This is a genomic window from Streptomyces sp. NRRL S-646 (assembly GCF_000720765.1).
Classification (GTDB): Bacteria; Actinomycetota; Actinomycetes; order Streptomycetales; family Streptomycetaceae; genus Streptomyces.
This window is the reverse complement of sequence record NZ_JODC01000003.1, coordinates 782,653-801,794: the sequence shown is the minus strand read 5'-3', so window position 1 is coordinate 801,794 and position 19,142 is coordinate 782,653. Positions and strand designations below refer to the sequence as shown.

Below are 19,142 nucleotides of genomic sequence, written 5' to 3'. Positions count from 1 at the left end.
TCTTGGCCGCCTCGCGCACTGCCTCGACCGCGAATACGAACAACGGTGCCAGCACCGCCCCGCTGCGCATCTCCTTTGCAAAGATCAAGGAGCCCCTCGAGGTTCCCAACCTGCTCGCGCTGCAGACCGAGAGCTTTGACTGGCTGCTCGGGAACACCGCCTGGCAGAGTCGGGTCGAGGCGGCTCTCGAGTCCGGTCAGGACGTCCCCACCAAGTCCGGTCTGGAGGAGATCTTCGAGGAGATCTCCCCGATCGAGGACTTCTCCGGGTCGATGTCGCTGACGTTCCGCGACCACCGTTTCGAGCCGCCGAAGAACAGCATCGACGAGTGCAAGGAGCGCGACTTCACGTACGCCGCTCCGCTCTTCGTGACGGCTGAGTTCACCAACAACGAGACCGGCGAGATCAAGTCCCAGACGGTCTTCATGGGCGACTTCCCGCTCATGACCCACAAGGGCACCTTCGTCATCAACGGCACCGAGCGTGTCGTGGTGTCGCAGCTGGTCCGCTCGCCCGGCGTCTACTTCGACTCCTCCATCGACAAGACGTCCGACAAGGACATCTTCTCCGCCAAGATCATCCCGTCCCGGGGTGCCTGGCTGGAGATGGAGATCGACAAGCGCGACATGGTCGGTGTCCGCATCGACCGCAAGCGCAAGCAGTCCGTGACCGTTCTGCTCAAGGCTCTCGGTTGGACCACCGAGCAGATCCTGGAGGAGTTCGGCGAGTACGAGTCCATGCGCGCCACCCTGGAGAAGGACCACACCCAGGGCCAGGACGACGCGCTGCTCGACATCTACCGCAAGCTGCGTCCGGGCGAGCCCCCGACCCGCGAGGCCGCGCAGACGCTTCTGGAGAACCTGTACTTCAACCCGAAGCGCTACGACCTCGCCAAGGTCGGCCGCTACAAGGTCAACAAGAAGCTGGGTGCGGAGGCCCCGCTCGACGCGGGCATCCTGACCGTCGAGGACGTCATCTCGACGATCAAGTACCTGGTGAAGCTGCACGCCGGCGAGACCGAGACGGCCGCGGACAACGGCCAGACGATCGTTGTCGAGACCGACGACATCGACCACTTCGGCAACCGTCGTCTGCGCAGCGTCGGCGAGCTCATCCAGAACCAGGTCCGCACGGGTCTGGCTCGTATGGAGCGCGTCGTCCGTGAGCGCATGACGACTCAGGACGTCGAGGCGATCACGCCGCAGACCCTGATCAACATCCGGCCGGTCGTCGCCTCCATCAAGGAGTTCTTCGGCACCAGCCAGCTGTCGCAGTTCATGGACCAGAACAACCCGCTGTCGGGTCTCACCCACAAGCGCCGTCTGTCGGCGCTCGGCCCGGGTGGTCTCTCCCGTGAGCGGGCCGGCTTCGAGGTCCGTGACGTGCACCCGTCCCACTACGGCCGCATGTGCCCGATCGAGACGCCCGAAGGCCCGAACATCGGTCTGATCGGTTCGCTCGCCTCGTACGGCCGCGTCAACGCGTTCGGCTTCGTCGAGACGCCGTACCGCAAGGTCGTCGACGGTCAGGTCACCGACGAGGTCGACTACCTGACGGCCGACGAAGAGGACCGCTTCGTCATCGCGCAGGCCAACGCCACGCTCAACGACGACATGCGGTTCGCCGAGAACCGCGTCCTCGTCCGCCGCCGTGGCGGTGAGGTCGACTACGTCGCCGGTGACGACGTGGACTACATGGACGTCTCGCCGCGCCAGATGGTGTCGGTCGCGACCGCCATGATCCCGTTCCTCGAGCACGACGACGCCAACCGTGCCCTCATGGGCGCGAACATGATGCGTCAGGCCGTGCCGCTCATCAAGAGCGAGTCCCCGCTCGTCGGCACCGGCATGGAGTACCGCTCCGCCGTCGACGCCGGCGACGTGGTCAAGGCCGAGAAGGCGGGTGTGGTCCAGGAGGTCTCCGCGGACTACATCACCACCGCCAACGACGACGGCACGTACATCACGTACCGCCTGGCCAAGTTCGCCCGCTCCAACCAGGGCACCTCGGTCAACCAGAAGGTCATCGTCAACGAGGGCGACCGGATCATCGAGGGCCAGGTCCTGGCCGACGGTCCGGCCACCGAGAACGGCGAGATGGCGCTGGGCAAGAACCTGCTCGTGGCGTTCATGCCGTGGGAGGGTCACAACTACGAGGACGCGATCATCCTGTCGCAGCGCCTCGTGCAGGACGACGTCCTCTCCTCGATCCACATCGAGGAGCACGAGGTCGACGCCCGTGACACCAAGCTCGGCCCCGAGGAGATCACCCGGGACATCCCGAACGTCTCCGAGGAGGTCCTCGCCGACCTCGACGAGCGCGGCATCATCCGTATCGGTGCCGAGGTCGTCGCCGGCGACATCCTCGTCGGCAAGGTCACGCCCAAGGGCGAGACCGAGCTGACCCCGGAGGAGCGCCTGCTGCGCGCGATCTTCGGTGAGAAGGCCCGTGAGGTCCGTGACACCTCGCTGAAGGTGCCGCACGGCGAGATCGGCAAGGTCATCGGCGTCCGCGTCTTCGACCGCGAGGAGGGCGACGAGCTTCCCCCCGGTGTGAACCAGCTGGTGCGCGTGTACGTGGCGCAGAAGCGCAAGATCACCGACGGTGACAAGCTCGCCGGCCGGCACGGCAACAAGGGTGTCATCTCGAAGATCCTGCCCATCGAGGACATGCCGTTCCTCGAGGACGGAACTCCGGTCGACATCATCCTCAACCCGCTGGGTGTGCCGTCCCGAATGAACCCGGGACAGGTGCTCGAGATCCACCTCGGCTGGCTCGCCAGCCGCGGCTGGGACGTCTCCGGTCTCGCCGACGAGTGGGCGCAGCGCCTGCAGGCCATCGGCGCCGACCAGGTCGACCCGGGCACGAACGTCGCGACCCCCGTCTTCGACGGTGCGCGCGAGGACGAGCTCGCGGGTCTGCTGCAGCACACCATCCCGAACCGCGACGGCGAGCGCATGGTGCTCCCGTCCGGCAAGGCGCGGCTGTTCGACGGCCGTAGCGGTGAGCCGTTCCCGGAGCCGATCTCGGTCGGCTACATGTACATCCTGAAGCTGCACCACCTGGTCGACGACAAGCTGCACGCGCGTTCGACCGGCCCGTACTCGATGATCACCCAGCAGCCGCTGGGTGGTAAGGCCCAGTTCGGTGGCCAGCGGTTCGGCGAGATGGAGGTGTGGGCGCTGGAGGCTTACGGCGCCGCTTACGCCCTCCAGGAGCTGCTGACCATCAAGTCCGACGACGTCACCGGCCGCGTGAAGGTCTACGAGGCCATCGTCAAGGGCGAGAACATCCCCGAGCCCGGCATCCCCGAGTCCTTCAAGGTGCTCATCAAGGAGATGCAGTCGCTCTGCCTGAACGTGGAGGTGCTGTCCAGCGACGGTATGTCCATCGAGATGCGTGACACCGACGAGGATGTCTTCCGCGCTGCGGAGGAGCTCGGCATCGACCTGTCCCGGCGCGAGCCGAGCAGCGTCGAAGAGGTCTGACGGGAGTCCGGCCGGAGGACCTGGTGAGGAACCTCCGGCCGGCCCCTGGACCCCCGTATCAGACCCCAAGACTTACAACCCTGAGAGGGATTGACGCATAGTGCTCGACGTCAACTTCTTCGATGAGCTCCGGATCGGTCTGGCCACCGCTGACGACATCCGTCAGTGGAGCCACGGCGAGGTCAAGAAGCCCGAGACCATCAACTACCGCACCCTCAAGCCCGAAAAGGACGGACTCTTCTGCGAGAAGATCTTCGGTCCGACCAGGGACTGGGAGTGCTACTGCGGCAAGTACAAGCGTGTCCGCTTCAAGGGCATCATCTGTGAGCGCTGCGGCGTCGAGGTGACTCGCGCCAAGGTGCGCCGTGAGCGGATGGGCCACATCGAACTGGCCGCTCCCGTCACGCACATCTGGTACTTCAAGGGTGTCCCTTCGCGCCTCGGCTACCTGCTGGACCTGGCGCCCAAGGACCTCGAGAAGGTCATCTACTTCGCGGCGTACATGATCACGTACGTCGACGAGGAGCGCCGTACCCGCGACCTGCCCTCCCTGGAGGCGCACGTCTCCGTGGAGCGTCAGCAGGTCGAGAACCGGCGTGACGCCGACCTCGAGGCCCGCGCCAAGAAGCTCGAGTCCGACCTGGCCGAGCTCGAGGCCGAGGGTGCCAAGGCCGACGTGCGCCGCAAGGTGCGCGAGGGTGCCGAGCGTGAGATGAAGCAGCTGCGCGACCGTGCGCAGCGCGAGATCGACCGTCTCGACGAGGTGTGGACCCGGTTCAAGAACCTCAAGGTCCAGGACCTCGAGGGCGACGAGCTGCTCTACCGCGAGCTGCGCGACCGCTTCGGCACGTACTTCGACGGTTCGATGGGTGCCGCGGCGCTGCAGAAGCGCCTGGAGTCCTTCGACCTCGAGGAGGAGGCCGAGCGTCTCCGCGAGATCATCCGCACCGGCAAGGGCCAGAAGAAGACCCGTGCGCTGAAGCGGCTGAAGGTCGTGTCTGCGTTCCTGCAGACCTCCAACAGCCCCAAGGGCATGGTTCTCGACTGCGTCCCGGTGATCCCGCCGGACCTTCGCCCGATGGTGCAGCTGGACGGTGGCCGCTTCGCGACCTCCGACCTGAACGACCTGTACCGCCGTGTGATCAACCGGAACAACCGTCTGAAGAGGCTCCTCGACCTCGGCGCGCCCGAGATCATCGTCAACAACGAGAAGCGCATGCTCCAGGAGGCTGTTGACGCCCTCTTCGACAACGGTCGTCGCGGCCGTCCGGTGACCGGCCCCGGTAACCGCCCGCTGAAGTCCCTCAGCGACATGCTGAAGGGCAAGCAGGGTCGATTCCGTCAGAACCTGCTCGGCAAGCGTGTGGACTACTCCGCGCGTTCCGTGATCGTCGTCGGTCCGCAGCTGAAGCTGCACCAGTGCGGTCTGCCGAAGGCGATGGCGCTGGAGCTCTTCAAGCCGTTCGTGATGAAGCGCCTGGTCGACCTGAACCACGCGCAGAACATCAAGAGCGCCAAGCGCATGGTGGAGCGCGGCCGCACGGTCGTGTACGACGTCCTCGAAGAGGTCATCGCCGAGCACCCGGTTCTGCTGAACCGTGCGCCCACCCTGCACCGCCTCGGCATCCAGGCCTTCGAGCCGCAGCTGGTCGAGGGCAAGGCCATCCAGATCCACCCGCTCGTCTGCACCGCGTTCAACGCGGACTTCGACGGTGACCAGATGGCCGTGCACCTTCCGCTGTCCGCGGAGGCGCAGGCCGAGGCCCGCATCCTGATGCTGTCCTCGAACAACATCCTCAAGCCCGCCGACGGCCGTCCGGTGACGATGCCGACCCAGGACATGGTCCTCGGTCTGTTCTTCCTGACGACCGACAGCGCGCTGCGCAACGTCAAGGGCGAGGACCGGTCCTTCGGCTCCGCGGCCGAGGCGATCATGGCGTTCGACGCCGGCGAGCTCTCGCTGCAGTCGCGCGTGGACATCCGCTTCCCGGTGGGCACCATCCCGCCGCGCGGCTGGACCCCGCCGGCGCAGGAGGAGGGCGAGCCGGAGTGGCAGCAGGGTGACACCTTCCGCCTGAAGACCACCCTGGGCCGCGCGCTCTTCAACGAGCTGCTGCCCGAGGACTACCCGTTCGTCGACTACGAGGTCGGCAAGAAGCAGCTCTCCGAGATCGTCAACGACCTCGCCGAGCGCTACCCCAAGGTCATCGTGGCGGCGACGCTCGACAACCTGAAGGCGGCCGGCTTCTACTGGGCGACCCGTTCCGGCGTCACCGTGGCCATCTCCGACATCGTCGTTCCCGAGGCGAAGAAGGAGATCGTCAAGGGCTACGAGGCGCAGGACGAGAAGGTCCAGAAGCAGTACGAGCGCGGTCTGATCACCAAGGACGAGCGCACGCAGGAGCTCATCGCGATCTGGACCAAGGCGACCAACGAGGTTGCCGAGGCGATGAACGCGAACTTCCCGAAGACGAACCCCATCTTCATGATGGTTGACTCGGGTGCCCGAGGAAACATGATGCAGATGCGTCAGATCGCCGGTATGCGTGGTCTGGTGTCGAACGCGAAGAACGAGACGATCCCGCGTCCGATCAAGGCGTCCTTCCGTGAGGGTCTGTCCGTGCTGGAGTACTTCATCTCCACGCACGGTGCCCGTAAGGGTCTGGCGGACACCGCCCTGCGTACCGCCGACTCGGGTTACCTGACCCGTCGTCTGGTGGACGTCTCGCAGGACGTCATCATCCGCGAGGAGGACTGCGGCACCGAGCGCGGTCTGAAGCTGAAGATCGCCACGCGCGGCGCCGACGGTGTGCTGCGCAAGACGGACGACGTCGAGACCAGCGTCTACGCCCGCATGCTCGCCGAGGACGTCGTCATCGACGGCAAGGTGATCGCGCCGGCCAACGTGGACCTCGGCGACGTGCTCATCGACCAGCTGGTGCACCACGGTGTCGAGGAGGTCAAGACCCGTTCGATCCTGACCTGCGAGTCCCAGGTCGGCACCTGCGCCATGTGCTACGGCCGCTCGCTGGCCACCGGCAAGCTGGTCGACATCGGTGAGGCGGTCGGCATCATCGCCGCCCAGTCCATCGGTGAGCCCGGTACCCAGCTGACGATGCGTACCTTCCACACCGGTGGTGTGGCCGGTGACGACATCACCCAGGGTCTGCCGCGTGTCGTCGAGCTCTTCGAGGCCCGTACCCCGAAGGGTGTCGCCCCGATCTCCGAGGCCTCCGGCCGCGTGCGGATCGAGGAGACCGAGAAGACCAAGAAGATCGTCGTCACCCCGGACGACGGCAGCGACGAGACGGCGTACCCGATCTCGAAGCGTGCCCGACTCCTGGTCAGCGAGGGCGAGCACGTCGAGGTGGGCCAGAAGCTCACCGTGGGTGCCACCAACCCGCACGACGTGCTGCGCATCCTGGGCCAGCGTGCCGTCCAGGTCCACCTGGTCGGCGAGGTCCAGAAGGTCTACAACTCGCAGGGTGTGTCGATCCACGACAAGCACATCGAGATCATCATCCGGCAGATGCTCCGCCGCGTGACGATCATCGAGTCCGGCGACGCCGAGCTGCTGCCCGGCGAGCTGGTCGAGCGCTCGAAGTTCGAGGTCGAGAACCGTCGTGTGGTCCAGGAAGGCGGCCACCCGGCCTCCGGCCGTCCGCAGCTGATGGGTATCACCAAGGCCTCGCTGGCGACCGAGTCGTGGCTGTCGGCGGCGTCCTTCCAGGAGACGACCAGGGTCCTCACGGACGCGGCGATCAACGCCAAGTCCGACTCCCTGATCGGCCTCAAGGAGAACGTCATCATCGGTAAGCTCATCCCGGCCGGTACGGGCCTGTCCCGCTACCGCAACATCCGGGTCGAGCCGACCGAGGAGGCCAAGGCCGCGATGTACTCGGCCGTCGGCTACGACGACATCGACTACTCGCCGTTCGGCACGGGCTCCGGCCAGGCCGTTCCGCTGGAGGACTACGACTACGGTCCGTACAACCAGTAAGCGAGCAGCTTGAGTTGAAGGGCGGTCACCCCGTTGGGGGTGACCGCCCTTCGGCGTGTGAGGGTGCCGACGGTCAGTACGGCGGTTGCCGGAGATACGGCTGCAGGTGGTGCAGCCGCGTGTAGTGGTCCGGGTGCGAGGAGAGCAGCTTGCTGAGTGCGCTCTCCTCCAGCTTCACCCCGCCGTTCGCCGCGGTGAGCGCGGCCTCGGTCCGCTGCTCCTGCTGGTGCAGCTTGTCGAGTACGGCGGCCAGCATCGGGGCGAAGCCCAGCTCGGCCGCGTGCTCGTCGGCGCGCAGCTCGGAACGCCGGCCGACGGCGGCGAGTGCGTACGGCATCGCCAGGACGAGGAGGGGCAAACCGTACAGCGAGCTGATCGTCGCCAGCGCGATGCTGCCGATGACCATCACGATGACGGCGACGCCGATGCAGCCGAACGCGCGCGACACATGGAACACGAAGCCGGAGAACGCCTTCAGGACCCGCCAGGCGATCCGGCCGGGCTGCGCGTACCAGTGGCCGAGGAGCCCGGCCCAGGCGTGGCCGCCGACGTGGTGGCCCAGCTCGTGCGCCATGACGGCGGCGAGTTCGCCGTTGGGCAGCTCGTTCATGGCGAAGCGGGTGACGCCGATGATGTGGCCGGCCGCGGCGACCGCGTTCAGGCTGTCGCTGTCCTCCACCCACAGCTCGTAGTTGCGGGCTTCTATGCCGGCGCGGGCCGTGACCTCGCGCCAGACCGGTTCGAGTTTGGCTCGTTCTTGAGGCGTGGGGTAGCGCAGACCGAGCAGACGGCGCGCGACGGCGCTTTCCGTGGGCCGGTGGAACACGAGTGCGCCGCTGGCGAGCCAGGCCAGCACCACGACGATGCCGAAGCCGCCGAAGAACAGCGAGACGAGGCCGACGACGAACAGGCTGCACAGGAAGTTCGGCAGGTGGAGCAGGAGGCTGCCGACGGCGGTGGCGTCGGTGCGGCGCTGGTCGCGGCGGATGTGGACGCGGCCGTGGTCGGTGCTGATGTGGTGCGGGTGGGCGGCGGGATCCGGGGGCGTGGGCGGTGCGGAGGGTGCGGGGGGCGGGGCCATGGGGTACTGCGGGGCCTGGGCGGCCTGTGGGTACGGGGGAGGCGCGGGAGGTGTCTGAGCGGGGTACTGCGGTGCCTGCGGGTAGGGGGGAGGCTCGGCCGACTGCGGGTACTGCGGCGGGGCCGACGGCTGGGGCGGCTGCGTCGGGTACTGGGGATACTCCGGTGGTTGCTGGGTCATGGCGGTTCCTAGTGGTTGCTTCAGTTGGGGACGTCGGTGCGCCGGTTCAGCCGAGCAGCAGGGACGCGGGCAGCAGGACCGTGCCGACGCAGAAGGCGATCAGGCCGGTACGGATCCACTGGTGTTTGCGGGCGGCGAGGCGGCTCGCCTCGGTGAGGGCCACGGTCAGACCGGCCAGGGGGTCGTGTTCCGTGTCGGCCAGCGCCGACGCCAAGCAGCCCTGTCGTACGGCCTGTTGGATGTCGCCGAAGTAGGTCAGGGGCTGTCCCGGAACCCACGGCGCGGAGCGGAATCGCGGGAGTACGGCCAGCAGCATCGCGAAGAGGGAGACGGTGACGGACAGCGTCCCGGACCACCACAGCGCCGTGCCCGCGGTGGACAGTGCCGACGGGCTCCAGCCCCGTCCGGCGAGCAGTCCGCTGAACACGCCGGCCGTCATGCCGAGCGCGGCGACCAGCACGGAGGCCTTGCTGTCGGCGCGTGCGATCTCGGTGCGCAGATCGGTGAGGAGGCGCTCGCAGAGCCGTATGAGGCCCGCGGAGGCGGCGGGCGCGGCAGCCGGTGCGGGTGCCGGGTCCGTGGTCGTCATGTGCCGTTTGTTTCTCGGGAGTTGTCCGCGTCGGCCGAGTCGTTCCGGGGAGCGTCGTCGGGCGGCGGCGCCTGCGTGGGCAGGGTCGGGGTGCTGCCGTAGCCGGGCGGGGGCTGCCAGGGGGGAGTCTGCGGCGGGGCGGCCGGCGGGGCGGGGACGCCGGGGTACGGGCCGGACAGCGGGGGCGGTGGCGCGTACGGCGCGGGCGGCTGCCAGGGCGGAAGGCCGGGGACGGCAGCGGTGGGTGCCTGAGGGCCCGGAGGCGCAGGCGGCTGTGGGGGAGGCGTCGGAGCTCCCGGCATCACCTGGGGCGGAGCCTGGGAGCCCGACGGCTGATCGTCCGGCGCGCCCGGGTAGGCCGGCCCGTCCCCCTGGGGTGCGATGAGCGGCGGCGTCTGCGGGACCCCTGGAAGGCGCTGGTTCAGGATGTCGCTGACCGTGCGCAGGGCGAGCTGCTTCGGGCCCTCCAGCTCGTAGTTCTCGGCCGTGTCGCTGCTGAGGAGCTGCTTCACCAGGTCCATCTGGGCCTGGATCATGCGGAGTTGGTCCTCGCGCATGCTCTGCATGACCAGGTGGGAGTCCTCGGGGTGGTCGGCGAGGTGGAGGGCCCAGGCGTGGACGCCGCCCTGCTGCAGATGCCACTGGTAGAACTCGATCTTCTGCGCCTGGATGCGCTGCAGCTCCAGCATCTGCTCTCCCTGCTGCAGAGCCAGTTGGTGCTGCTGGCCGCTCGCGAGCATCGCCTGCTCGTGCTGCCAGCGCTGCTGCTGGATGAGCAACTCCTGCTGCTGACGGCCGTAGTCCGTGGCCCGCCCGATCTGCAACTGGTCCTGCTGCCGGTTGCGGCGGTCCACCTCGACGTCGATCTCCATGCCGCGCTCGGCCGCGCGGATCTGCTCGGCGGCGGAGTGGTCGATGGCCTGGAGCCGGCGCTGGTGGTCGATGTCCTCCTGGTCGCGCCGCAGCCGCAGCGTCCAGGTCACCTGCAGTCCCGCGGGCGCCCCGAGCGGCCCCAGCACGGTGACCGCCTGGAGCAGTTCGCGCTCGGCGACCGCGCTGTCGGGGATGGCGAAGTGCCGGGTCACCGGCCGGGCCGCCTGCTGCAGTTCGCCCAGCACCAGCGCCGGTACGTCCCGGTGACCGCTGGCCACGAACCGGGCCGGGTCCAGGACCTGCCAGGACAGGTCGACGGCGGCCGTGAACTCGAACGCGTCGTTGTCGCTGGGCAGGGCGAGCTCCGCGGAGAACGGGTGCACGCCCATGTCCACCTCGTACACGGCCGTGTACCGCTTCGCCGCGATCTCGCTGCGCGTGGGACGCCGGGGCGGCAGATACGGGTCGTAGCCGCCCTTCGGGGTGGAGAAGACCAGGGCGTGGTCGATGCGGACCAGCGACTTGAGGTTGAAGTCGAAGCGGCCCAGCTGGCGCACGGTGAGCACCGGGTCGACCAGTTGGGTGTGCCGGTCCGCCTGCTGCTGCCACTCAGGGCGGTTGAAAGCGGGCATGGTGCGTGTCTCCTCGGGGATGTGCAGGTCAGCGCGGAGGGAGGACCGCCAGCAGGCGAGTCGCGACTTCGGGCGGGGGTTTGCCGTCCTCGCCCGGCATCGTCCGCAGCAGATGGCTCAGCCGGTCGTGCTCGGCGCTCGTGGTGACGAGCCGGGGCAGCAGCGCGGCCAGCGCCCACTCGACGGCCGTGACCCGGTGGGCGATCAGCACCCACTCGCTCAGGACCCTGAGCGCCTCCCGGGTGGACCGCGGGTCGGCCAGCGCCGCCCGCCACAGCGTGGGGATGCCGCGGGCGGGCTCGCCGTCCTCGTGGGCGGTGCGGGCGTACCAGTCGAGGACCAGCGGGCTGCCGTACCGCTCGCCGTCCTGCGTGCGGTGGCAGGCGTTCACGAAGCCGCCGAGCGCCAGGTCGCGCACGGCGCGGTCGTCGTCGAGGTGCTCGCGCAGTTCGGCCAGGACCCGGTCGCCGGCGGGGGAGAGCAGCAACAGCTCGACGGCTTCGGCGAGTTCGCCCGCCATCTCGCTGTCGAGGTCGTCGGGATCGGCCTCGTACAGCCTGCGGACCGCTTTGCGCAGCGCGGCCAGCGCCTGCTCCGGCCGCTCCGGTCCGATCAGCCCGTACGCCCTTACGGCCACCCAGCGCAGCCGGGGGTCGTCGCCCTCGCACCAGCCGTCGAGGATCCGCGGGACGTAGGGCGTGCCGATGAGGTGGGCGAGGGTGAGCGCGTTGACGGCGACCAGCCGGTGCCGGAACCGTTTGGAGGTACTCCAGACCTCGATGACCAGCGCCATAGCCGAGGGCAGGTCGGTGCGGGCGAGGACCGCGACGGTGGACGCGGCGCGGGTGCGGACCAATGGACGGCCGTCGTCGGCCAGGCGGCGCAGCCAGGCGATCAGCGCGGGACGGGCGGACGGATGGCCGAGCCACACCTCCCGCAGCAGCACCAGGGAGACCCGCTCGTCGAGGAACCTGGCCTTCTGCTGGGGCACCGGCCCCCACTCGGTGTGCTCGTCCTCCTCGAACTTCTCCGCACGGGCCAGCTGGAGGCGCTTGCCGATGTGCGTGCCGAAAACGGGGACTTCGGGCACGAGCGACCGGTTCCAGGTCTCCTGGAGGAGGCGGTACAGCAGGTCGCTGACCTCGGCTGTGAGGGCGTACGGGCCGCCGTCGAAGGCGGCGAGGGCCACCAGGAACGCCTTGTCGCGCAGATGGATCGACGCCTCGTCCTCCTCGAACCACTCCTGGACCTGGCTCTCCAGCGACACGAGCGAGAACTGCGCGACCGAGTCCGCGCCCGCCTCCCCGGCCGCGTACCGGGCGAGCTGCTGAGCGAAGGCGGCGACCTCGCGCAGCTGGTGACGGCGGCCCAGGAACTCGGTGACATCGGGGAGTTCGAGCAGCTTGGCGGCGGTCTGGGCATCGGTGCGGGTGCTCAGGTGGGCGGCGAGGACGTCGGCCGCGGCCGGTGGGTGCCAGGCGACGACGAACGGCACGTCCTCCAGTACGGCGATGGGGTCGACGGTGATGATCAGGTAGCCGTGCTCGCCGAGCCGGTCGCGGGCGGCGAGCAGATGCGGTTCGCGCAGCGGACGGTCGCGGCGGGTGGCCAGGTCGCACAGGACGTATCCGCGGCAGCGGTCCTCGTCGGTCTCCGTGGTGCCGACCTGTTCGGCGAGGGCGCTCGGGCCGGTGTCACGGTCCAGGGTGCGCACCGAGGAGACGCCGAGGCGGTGCAGAAGCATCAGCGCGGCCGTGCGCCGCCCGGTGAAGCGGGCGCCGGACAGGATGAGGACGCGGTCGCGGCGCAGCCGCCCGAGGAGAGCAGCGACGACGTCCTCATCGGCGACGAAGTGCTCGGCCAGCCGCTCCAGCGTGCTTGCCGGGACCTCGCCGGATGCGGACCCCGGCGACGAGAACCCGGGTATGGAGAACTGGTAGACCGTCTTGGTGCCCATGATCACGTCGCCACTGACCTGGTTGCCGGTGACATTGTTCTGGTCGCCGCCCACCGTGCCGCCGCCGAAGCGCGACTGGGCGCCGAAGCTCATGCTCCGTGGGCTGTGGTCGACCAGGTCCCGGCGGGCCGCCCAGGCATCCTGGGGCTGGTCGTGCTCCTCGGACTCGTCGTCCGTGCCCTCTCTTCGTGCCTCGCCCGCCGGGGCCGGGTCGGCCTGGGGCTGGTCCGGGGAGGGGCCGGCGCCGCCCGCCGGGGACTGCTGCTCGGGTGTGCTCACGAGCCCTCACCCCGCCTGCGGCCACCACCGAAGTTGAGGTCCCCGGTGATCTGGTTGCCGGTGACGTTGTTCTGGTCGCCGCTCACTGTGCCGCCGCCGACGGTGACGTTGCCGTGGAAGACAGGGCCCGGCGCCGGGGCTCCCCGGTCCGGCGCCGGGCCGCCCTGCGGGGGGACCCGCGGCGTCGGGCGGTCCCCCGAACCGCCCGACGCCTCCCCCGCCCCCGTGTCACCGTGGTCCTCACTCGGCGAGCCGTCCGGCACCGGCCCGTGCAGCCAGGCCTTCAGCGGGCCGTTCTTGCTGTCCACCGTCACCGCATGGAACTCCGCCTTCGGGATTCCGGTGTGGTCGTGCCGTACGACCCCGGAGTACAGGGGGTCCGAGACGCACAGCGCGAAGTCGTCGGCGCGTTCGCGCAGGGCGGCGCGCAGGATCCGGGCGTCCAGCAGCCGGCAGGCGTGGTTCAGGTCGGAGCCGACCCAGCCGTCGAGAGCGTCCACGGCGACCCAGCCGGTGGCGACGACGCCGCGCAGCCGGATCTGCGCGGAGCTGGACGCCATCCTGTTGACCGCCCGCAGCTGCGCCGGAACCTCCGTGAGCAGACTGCGCAGCAGCGCCGTGACGGAGGCGCTCGCGTCGATGAGCTCCATCACCGAGTCCCCGCGGTCGGCTCGCAGCCGCAGCGTCTCGTCGATGCCGGCGCTCTCCAGCGCGCGGTCGGTGATGTCGTAGAGCATGCGCCGCAGATAGGCCTGCTCCACGTCGTCCCGGTCGCTGAACCTCTCGATGTCCAGCAACAGGATCGTGCGGCTCACGGGGTCGGTCATGGTCGCCTCTCCGAGGGGGGTGTGCGGTGCAGGGCGCCAGAGTGGCGCCCGGGAGAGGCGGGTGGTGAGGGCGGATGACGCACTCGTTGTGTGACCGTGTGCACAGAAGAGCTGCCGAGGAGGGCGAGGTCACTCCTCGTGCGGCCCCTGCGGTGAGGGGATTCCGGAGGCCGGACCGGCCGCAGCAATGCGCCGCAGCACATCCGGCCGCCGTATCAGCAGCGTCCTGCGCCCGGTCACCACCGCCTCCTTGTCGCGCAGCTCCCGAAGCAGGCGCTGCACCATCTCCCGGGACGCGCCCACCGAGCCCGCCAGCTCCTGCTTGCTCAGGGGTACGGCGAGCTCGATGCCCTCCTGCGTGCGGCGGCCGTGGGTGCGGGCCAGGTCCAGCAGCAGGACGGCGAAACGCTCTCGCACACTCATGGACGCGAACTCCAGCCGGCGCCGGTCGGCCGCCCGGGTACGGTCCGCGGTCAGGCCGAGGAGGGCGAAGGACACGGCGGGGGAGCGGCTCAGGAAGTCGGTGAACCGCTCGTGCTCCACGGCCACCGCCCGCACCGGCTCCAGCGCGGTCACCGTCGCCGACCGCGGCCGGCCCGTGAGCGCCGCCGACTCACCGACGATGTCGCCGGGCCCGCGCAGTGCAAGCAGCGCCTCGTAGCCGTTGGCCGCCGAGGCTGTGACCTTGGTCCAGCCCTGCACCAGGAACAGGACGTGCGAGGAAGGCTCGTGCTGGTGGATGAGGATCATGCGGGCCGTGAAGGTCAGTTGCCGGCCGAGCGCCAGCAGCACCGAACGGTCCTCGCTCTCCAGCCGCGCCAGAAAGGGCACCCGGTCGTCCAGGCCTCCGTCGTCCGGTGAGACCACCGTTCTTGTCACGCTCATCCCCCGATTCCCCTTGCAGCGGACGGATCAAGGTACTGAAAGCGCAGGACCGCCGGACCGGAAAGGGCGCGAACCGGCCAACGACGCGAAATGATCTGCGACCGGCGCAGAAGGGCCCGGAACAGTGGGCAGGGCCCGGGTGCGAGCGCGTTCCGCGACGCTCTCTGTGCCGGAAATCCCCATTCGGCGCATCATGGAGGGACTCGGGGGTTCGGGGAGGTACTCGTGTCCAATCCGTCGTGGCAGCCCTGGCAGTCGGGGCAGGGGGACTCGCAGCGGGCGCAGGATGTCCCGCAGTCGGGGCAGGACGTGCCCCTGCGGCCCTGGCAGCGGGCCCCGCAGCAGGGGCAGCACGGCCCGATGCAGGCGTGGCAGGGCGCCCCGCCGCCGGCCCAGGGCTTCGGGCAGACCTGGCAGGGGCACACCGCCCCGTCCATGCTCGCCTCCCACGCCGACCGTGAGCGTGCCGTGGACGTGCTCCGGGCGGGGTACGCGGAGGGGCGGCTGGAGAAGGGGGAGTTCGACCGGCGGGTGGCGCGGGCCTATGCCGCGCGGACCGTGGGGGAGCTGGCCCTTCTGGTCGCCGATCTGCCGCAGGGGCCCGTGCCGGTCAATCAGGCCGCTCCGGTGGTGCCCGCGACCTTTCTGCCCGTCCCGCCGCCGGCGAACGGCAAGGCGGTCGGCTCCATGGTCTGCGGGATCCTCACGTTCTTCACCGGCGGGCTCACCGGGATACCCGCGGTGATCCTCGGTCACTCCGCCCGCAGCGAAATGCAGCGCACCGGCGAGCGCGGCGAGGGCTTCGCCATGACCGGGCTGGTCCTGGGCTGGCTGTCGGTCGCCGGATGGGCGCTGATCATCACCATCCTCATCGCGGCGGCCCTGGCCTCCGCGTGACCTGGGGTGAGCTGCGGTGACATAGCTCCCGGAGGTGCCTGGAACGTGAATTCGAAGATCATGTACGGCGTAGGGTCTTGACATGCTTCGCATGCCGATGCGGGCGCGGCCCATTTGTTTTGACCGCAGCGTATGAGGTAGGTACGCTCAGACCTTGTGCCTGGGGTGTGCCCTGGCTCTCGTGCGTGCCTTCAACCGCATGGCGAGCCGTCATTGGCCACCGTAATCTGCGCCCTTTCCGCCTGGCGGCGGGAGTCTGCCGGATTCGACACACCCGACCGCGTGGGTCGGCGACGTTCCAGGTTAGCTTCACCATTCGGCACACAGAAACCGGAGAAGTAGTGCCTACGATCCAGCAGCTGGTCCGTAAGGGCCGGCAGGACAAGGTCGAGAAGAACAAGACGCCCGCACTCGAGGGTTCCCCTCAGCGTCGTGGCGTCTGCACGCGTGTGTTCACGACCACCCCGAAGAAGCCGAACTCGGCCCTGCGTAAGGTCGCGCGTGTGCGTCTGACCAGCGGGATCGAGGTCACCGCTTACATTCCGGGTGAGGGACACAACCTGCAGGAGCACTCCATCGTGCTCGTGCGCGGCGGCCGTGTGAAGGACCTGCCGGGTGTTCGCTACAAGATCATCCGTGGCTCCCTCGACACCCAGGGTGTCAAGAACCGCAAGCAGGCCCGTTCCCGCTACGGCGCCAAGAAGGAGAAGTAGAAATGCCTCGTAAGGGCCCCGCCCCGAAGCGCCCGGTCATCATCGACCCGGTCTACGGTTCCCCTCTGGTCACGTCGCTCATCAACAAGGTGCTGCTGAACGGCAAGCGCTCCACCGCCGAGCGCATCGTGTACGGCGCCATGGAGGGTCTGCGTGAGAAGACGGGCAACGACCCGATCATCACGCTGAAGCGCGCGCTGGAGAACATCAAGCCGACCCTCGAGGTCAAGTCCCGCCGTGTCGGTGGTGCGACGTACCAGGTTCCGATCGAGGTCAAGCCCGGTCGTGCCAACACGCTCGCGCTGCGCTGGCTGGTCGGTTACTCCCGCGCCCGTCGCGAGAAGACCATGACCGAGCGTCTGCTCAACGAGCTTCTCGACGCCTCCAACGGCCTTGGTGCCGCTGTGAAGAAGCGCGAGGACACCCACAAGATGGCCGAGTCCAACAAGGCCTTCGCGCACTACCGCTGGTAGTCGCTACCCACATCGAGACCGAGAGAAGACTGAGCCGATATGGCTACCACTTCACTTGACCTGGCCAAGGTCCGCAACATCGGGATCATGGCCCACATCGACGCGGGCAAGACGACCACCACCGAGCGGATCCTGTTCTACACCGGTGTGTCTTACAAGATCGGTGAGGTCCACGACGGCGCTGCCACCATGGACTGGATGGAGCAGGAGCAGGAGCGTGGCATCACGATCACCTCTGCTGCCACCACCTGTCACTGGCCGCTGGAAGACGTCGACCACACCATCAACATCATCGACACCCCGGGCCACGTCGACTTCACCGTCGAGGTGGAGCGTTCGCTGCGCGTGCTCGACGGTGCCGTGACGGTGTTCGACGGCGTCGCCGGTGTTGAGCCGCAGTCCGAGACGGTGTGGCGTCAGGCGGACCGCTACGGCGTCCCCCGCATCTGCTTCGTCAACAAGCTCGACCGCACCGGTGCCGAGTTCCACCGCTGCGTCGACATGATCTCTGACCGCCTGGGCGCTCAGCCGATCGTGATGCAGCTGCCGATCGGTGCCGAGGCCGACTTCAAGGGCGTCGTCGACCTCGTGACGATGAAGGCCCTGGTCTGGTCCGCCGAGGCCACCAAGGGCGAGATGTACGACACCGTCGACATCCCGGCCACGCACACCGAGGCTGCCGAGGAGTACCGCGGCAAGCTGATCGAGGCCGTCGCCGAGAACGACGAAGAGATCATGGAGCTGTACCTGGAGGGCGAGGAGCCTTCCGTGGAGCAGCTGTACGCCGCGATCCGTCGTATCACCATCGCGTCCGGCAAGTCCAAGGACACCACGGTCACCCCGGTGTTCTGCGGCACCGCGTTCAAGAACAAGGGCGTCCAGCCCCTGCTCGACGCGGTCGTGCGCTACCTGCCCTCTCCCGTCGACATCGAGGCCATCGAGGGCCACGACGTCAAGGACCCGGAGACGGTCGTCAAGCGCAAGCCGTCCGACGACGAGCCGCTGTCGGCGCTGGCGTTCAAGATCATGAGCGACCCGCACCTCGGCAAGCTCACCTTCGTCCGGGTCTACTCGGGCCGCCTGGAGTCCGGCACCGCCGTGCTGAACTCCGTCAAGGGCAAGAAGGAGCGCATCGGCAAGATCTACCGCATGCACGCGAACAAGCGTGAGGAGATCGAGTCGGTGGGCGCCGGCGACATCATCGCCGTCATGGGTCTGAAGCAGACCACGACCGGTGAGACGCTGTGCGACGACAAGCAGCCGGTGATCCTGGAGTCCATGGACTTCCCGGCGCCGGTCATCCAGGTCGCCATCGAGCCCAAGTCGAAGGGCGACCAGGAGAAGCTGGGCGTCGCGATCCAGCGCCTGGCCGAGGAGGACCCGTCCTTCCAGGTTCACTCGGACGAGGAGACCGGCCAGACCATCATCGGTGGTATGGGCGAGCTGCACCTCGAGGTGCTGGTCGACCGTATGCGCCGTGAGTTCAAGGTCGAGGCCAACGTCGGCAAGCCGCAGGTCGCCTACCGCGAGACGATCCGCAAGGCCGTCGAGCGCGTGGACTACACCCACAAGAAGCAGACCGGTGGTACCGGTCAGTTCGCCAAGGTGCAGATCGCGATCGAGCCCATCGAGGGCGGCGACGCCTCGTACGAGTTCGTGAACAAGGTCACCGGTGGCCGTATCCCGAAGGAGTACATCCCTTCGGTGGACGCCGGTGCGCAGGAGGCCATGCAGTTCGGCATCCTCGCGGGCTACGAGATGACGGGCGTCCGCGTCACGCTCATCGACGGTGGCTACCACGAGGTCGACTCCTCCGAGCTCGCCTTCAAGATCGCCGGTTCGCAGGCCTTCAAGGAGGCCGCGCGCAAGGCCAGCCCCGTGCTGCTCGAGCCGATGATGGCCGTCGAGGTCACCACGCCCGAGGACTACATGGGTGAGGTCATCGGCGACATCAACTCCCGCCGTGGTCAGATCCAGGCCATGGAGGAGCGGGCCGGTGCCCGCGTCGTGAAGGGCCTCGTGCCCCTCTCGGAGATGTTCGGCTACGTCGGAGACCTCCGCAGCAAGACGTCGGGTCGCGCAAGCTACTCGATGCAGTTCGACTCCTACGCCGAGGTTCCGCGGAACGTCGCCGAGGAGATCATCGCGAAGGCCAAGGGCGAGTAAGGCACTGCGTTAACGCACTGCGTTCATACGCCTTAGGCTTGACTCCGGAGCCTGCCGGGGCATTCACCCGCATTCGTCACCGTCTGCGGTGGGTGCCCCGGG

Annotated in this window: 12 protein-coding genes; 6 read left to right on the top strand and 6 right to left on the bottom strand. The window is 68.6% G+C overall.

Translation table 11 applies throughout. From position 1 onward, the window contains the following. Nucleotides 1-2: 2 nt before the first annotated feature. Complete coding sequence (gene rpoB / locus IH68_RS0108080; protein ID WP_030930563.1) at nt 3-3,488, top strand: DNA-directed RNA polymerase subunit beta; 3,486 nt, start codon at nt 3-5, stop codon at nt 3,486-3,488. 100 nt (nt 3,489-3,588) lie between these two features. Beyond that, nucleotides 3,589-7,488 carry a DNA-directed RNA polymerase subunit beta' gene (locus tag IH68_RS0108075; protein ID WP_030930561.1) on the top strand — a complete coding sequence of 1,300 codons (3,900 nt, stop codon included), beginning with the start codon at nt 3,589-3,591 and terminating at the stop codon, nt 7,486-7,488. A gap of 73 nt (nt 7,489-7,561) precedes the next feature. On the opposite strand, the gene IH68_RS0108070 is transcribed toward IH68_RS0108075, so the two are convergent. The 6 genes from IH68_RS0108070 to IH68_RS0108045 all read right to left on the bottom strand — a co-directional run bounded on the left by IH68_RS0108070 (nt 7,562) and on the right by IH68_RS0108045 (nt 14,791). After that, nucleotides 7,562-8,749: a M48 family metalloprotease gene (locus tag IH68_RS0108070; protein WP_037884607.1), complete on the bottom strand. Its 1,188-nt coding sequence runs from the start codon at nt 8,747-8,749 to the stop codon at nt 7,562-7,564. 46 nt (nt 8,750-8,795) lie between these two features. Continuing rightward, nucleotides 8,796-9,338 (bottom strand): Pycsar system effector family protein, encoded by a 543-nt coding sequence (locus tag IH68_RS0108065; RefSeq protein ID WP_030930557.1) that lies wholly within the window; start codon nt 9,336-9,338, stop codon nt 8,796-8,798. Beyond that, complete coding sequence (locus tag IH68_RS0108060; protein ID WP_030930555.1) at nt 9,335-10,843, bottom strand: hypothetical protein; 1,509 nt, start codon at nt 10,841-10,843, stop codon at nt 9,335-9,337. The genes IH68_RS0108065 and IH68_RS0108060 overlap by 4 nt, the downstream gene beginning before the upstream one ends. A 28-nt stretch (nt 10,844-10,871) precedes the next feature. Continuing rightward, the gene (locus IH68_RS0108055; protein ID WP_030930553.1) at nt 10,872-13,079 is read right to left on the bottom strand and encodes a hypothetical protein; all 2,208 of its coding nucleotides are present in this window, start codon (nt 13,077-13,079) and stop codon (nt 10,872-10,874) included. Further along, nucleotides 13,076-13,906: a hypothetical protein gene (locus tag IH68_RS0108050; protein ID WP_030930549.1), complete on the bottom strand. Its 831-nt coding sequence runs from the start codon at nt 13,904-13,906 to the stop codon at nt 13,076-13,078. The genes IH68_RS0108055 and IH68_RS0108050 overlap by 4 nt, the downstream gene beginning before the upstream one ends. A 129-nt stretch (nt 13,907-14,035) precedes the next feature. After that, nucleotides 14,036-14,791, bottom strand: a complete 756-nt coding sequence (locus IH68_RS0108045) for a Crp/Fnr family transcriptional regulator (protein ID WP_030930546.1) — start codon at nt 14,789-14,791, stop codon at nt 14,036-14,038. 435 nt (nt 14,792-15,226) lie between these two features. On the opposite strand from IH68_RS0108045, the gene IH68_RS0108040 reads away from it, so the two are divergent. The 4 genes from IH68_RS0108040 to fusA all read left to right on the top strand — a co-directional run bounded on the left by IH68_RS0108040 (nt 15,227) and on the right by fusA (nt 19,040). After that, nucleotides 15,227-15,688, top strand: a complete 462-nt coding sequence (locus tag IH68_RS0108040; protein ID WP_030930543.1) for a DUF1707 and DUF4190 domain-containing protein — start codon at nt 15,227-15,229, stop codon at nt 15,686-15,688. Between the two features lie 341 nt (nt 15,689-16,029). Beyond that, on the top strand, nt 16,030-16,401 hold the full coding sequence (rpsL, locus tag IH68_RS0108035) for a 30S ribosomal protein S12 (protein ID WP_003948652.1): 372 nt from the start codon (nt 16,030-16,032) through the stop codon (nt 16,399-16,401). Between the two features lie 2 nt (nt 16,402-16,403). Continuing rightward, nucleotides 16,404-16,874, top strand: a complete 471-nt coding sequence (gene rpsG, locus IH68_RS0108030; protein ID WP_003992340.1) for a 30S ribosomal protein S7 — start codon at nt 16,404-16,406, stop codon at nt 16,872-16,874. 39 nt (nt 16,875-16,913) lie between these two features. Next, complete coding sequence (gene fusA, locus IH68_RS0108025; protein WP_030930540.1) at nt 16,914-19,040, top strand: elongation factor G; 2,127 nt, start codon at nt 16,914-16,916, stop codon at nt 19,038-19,040. Nucleotides 19,041-19,142 lie beyond the last annotated feature (102 nt).

Coding starts and splice junctions, on each gene's coding strand:
- IH68_RS0108070 (WP_037884607.1), bottom strand. CDS start 8,749: ATGACCCAGCAACCACCGGAGTATCCCCAGTACCCGACGCAGCCGCCC.
- IH68_RS0108065 (WP_030930557.1), bottom strand. CDS start 9,338: ATGACGACCACGGACCCGGCACCCGCACCGGCTGCCGCGCCCGCCGCC.
- IH68_RS0108060 (WP_030930555.1), bottom strand. CDS start 10,843: ATGCCCGCTTTCAACCGCCCTGAGTGGCAGCAGCAGGCGGACCGGCAC.
- IH68_RS0108050 (WP_030930549.1), bottom strand. CDS start 13,906: ATGACCGACCCCGTGAGCCGCACGATCCTGTTGCTGGACATCGAGAGG.
- IH68_RS0108045 (WP_030930546.1), bottom strand. CDS start 14,791: ATGAGCGTGACAAGAACGGTGGTCTCACCGGACGACGGAGGCCTGGAC.
- IH68_RS0108040 (WP_030930543.1), top strand. CDS start 15,227: ATGCTCGCCTCCCACGCCGACCGTGAGCGTGCCGTGGACGTGCTCCGG.
- rpsG (WP_003992340.1), top strand. CDS start 16,404: ATGCCTCGTAAGGGCCCCGCCCCGAAGCGCCCGGTCATCATCGACCCG.
- fusA (WP_030930540.1), top strand. CDS start 16,914: ATGGCTACCACTTCACTTGACCTGGCCAAGGTCCGCAACATCGGGATC.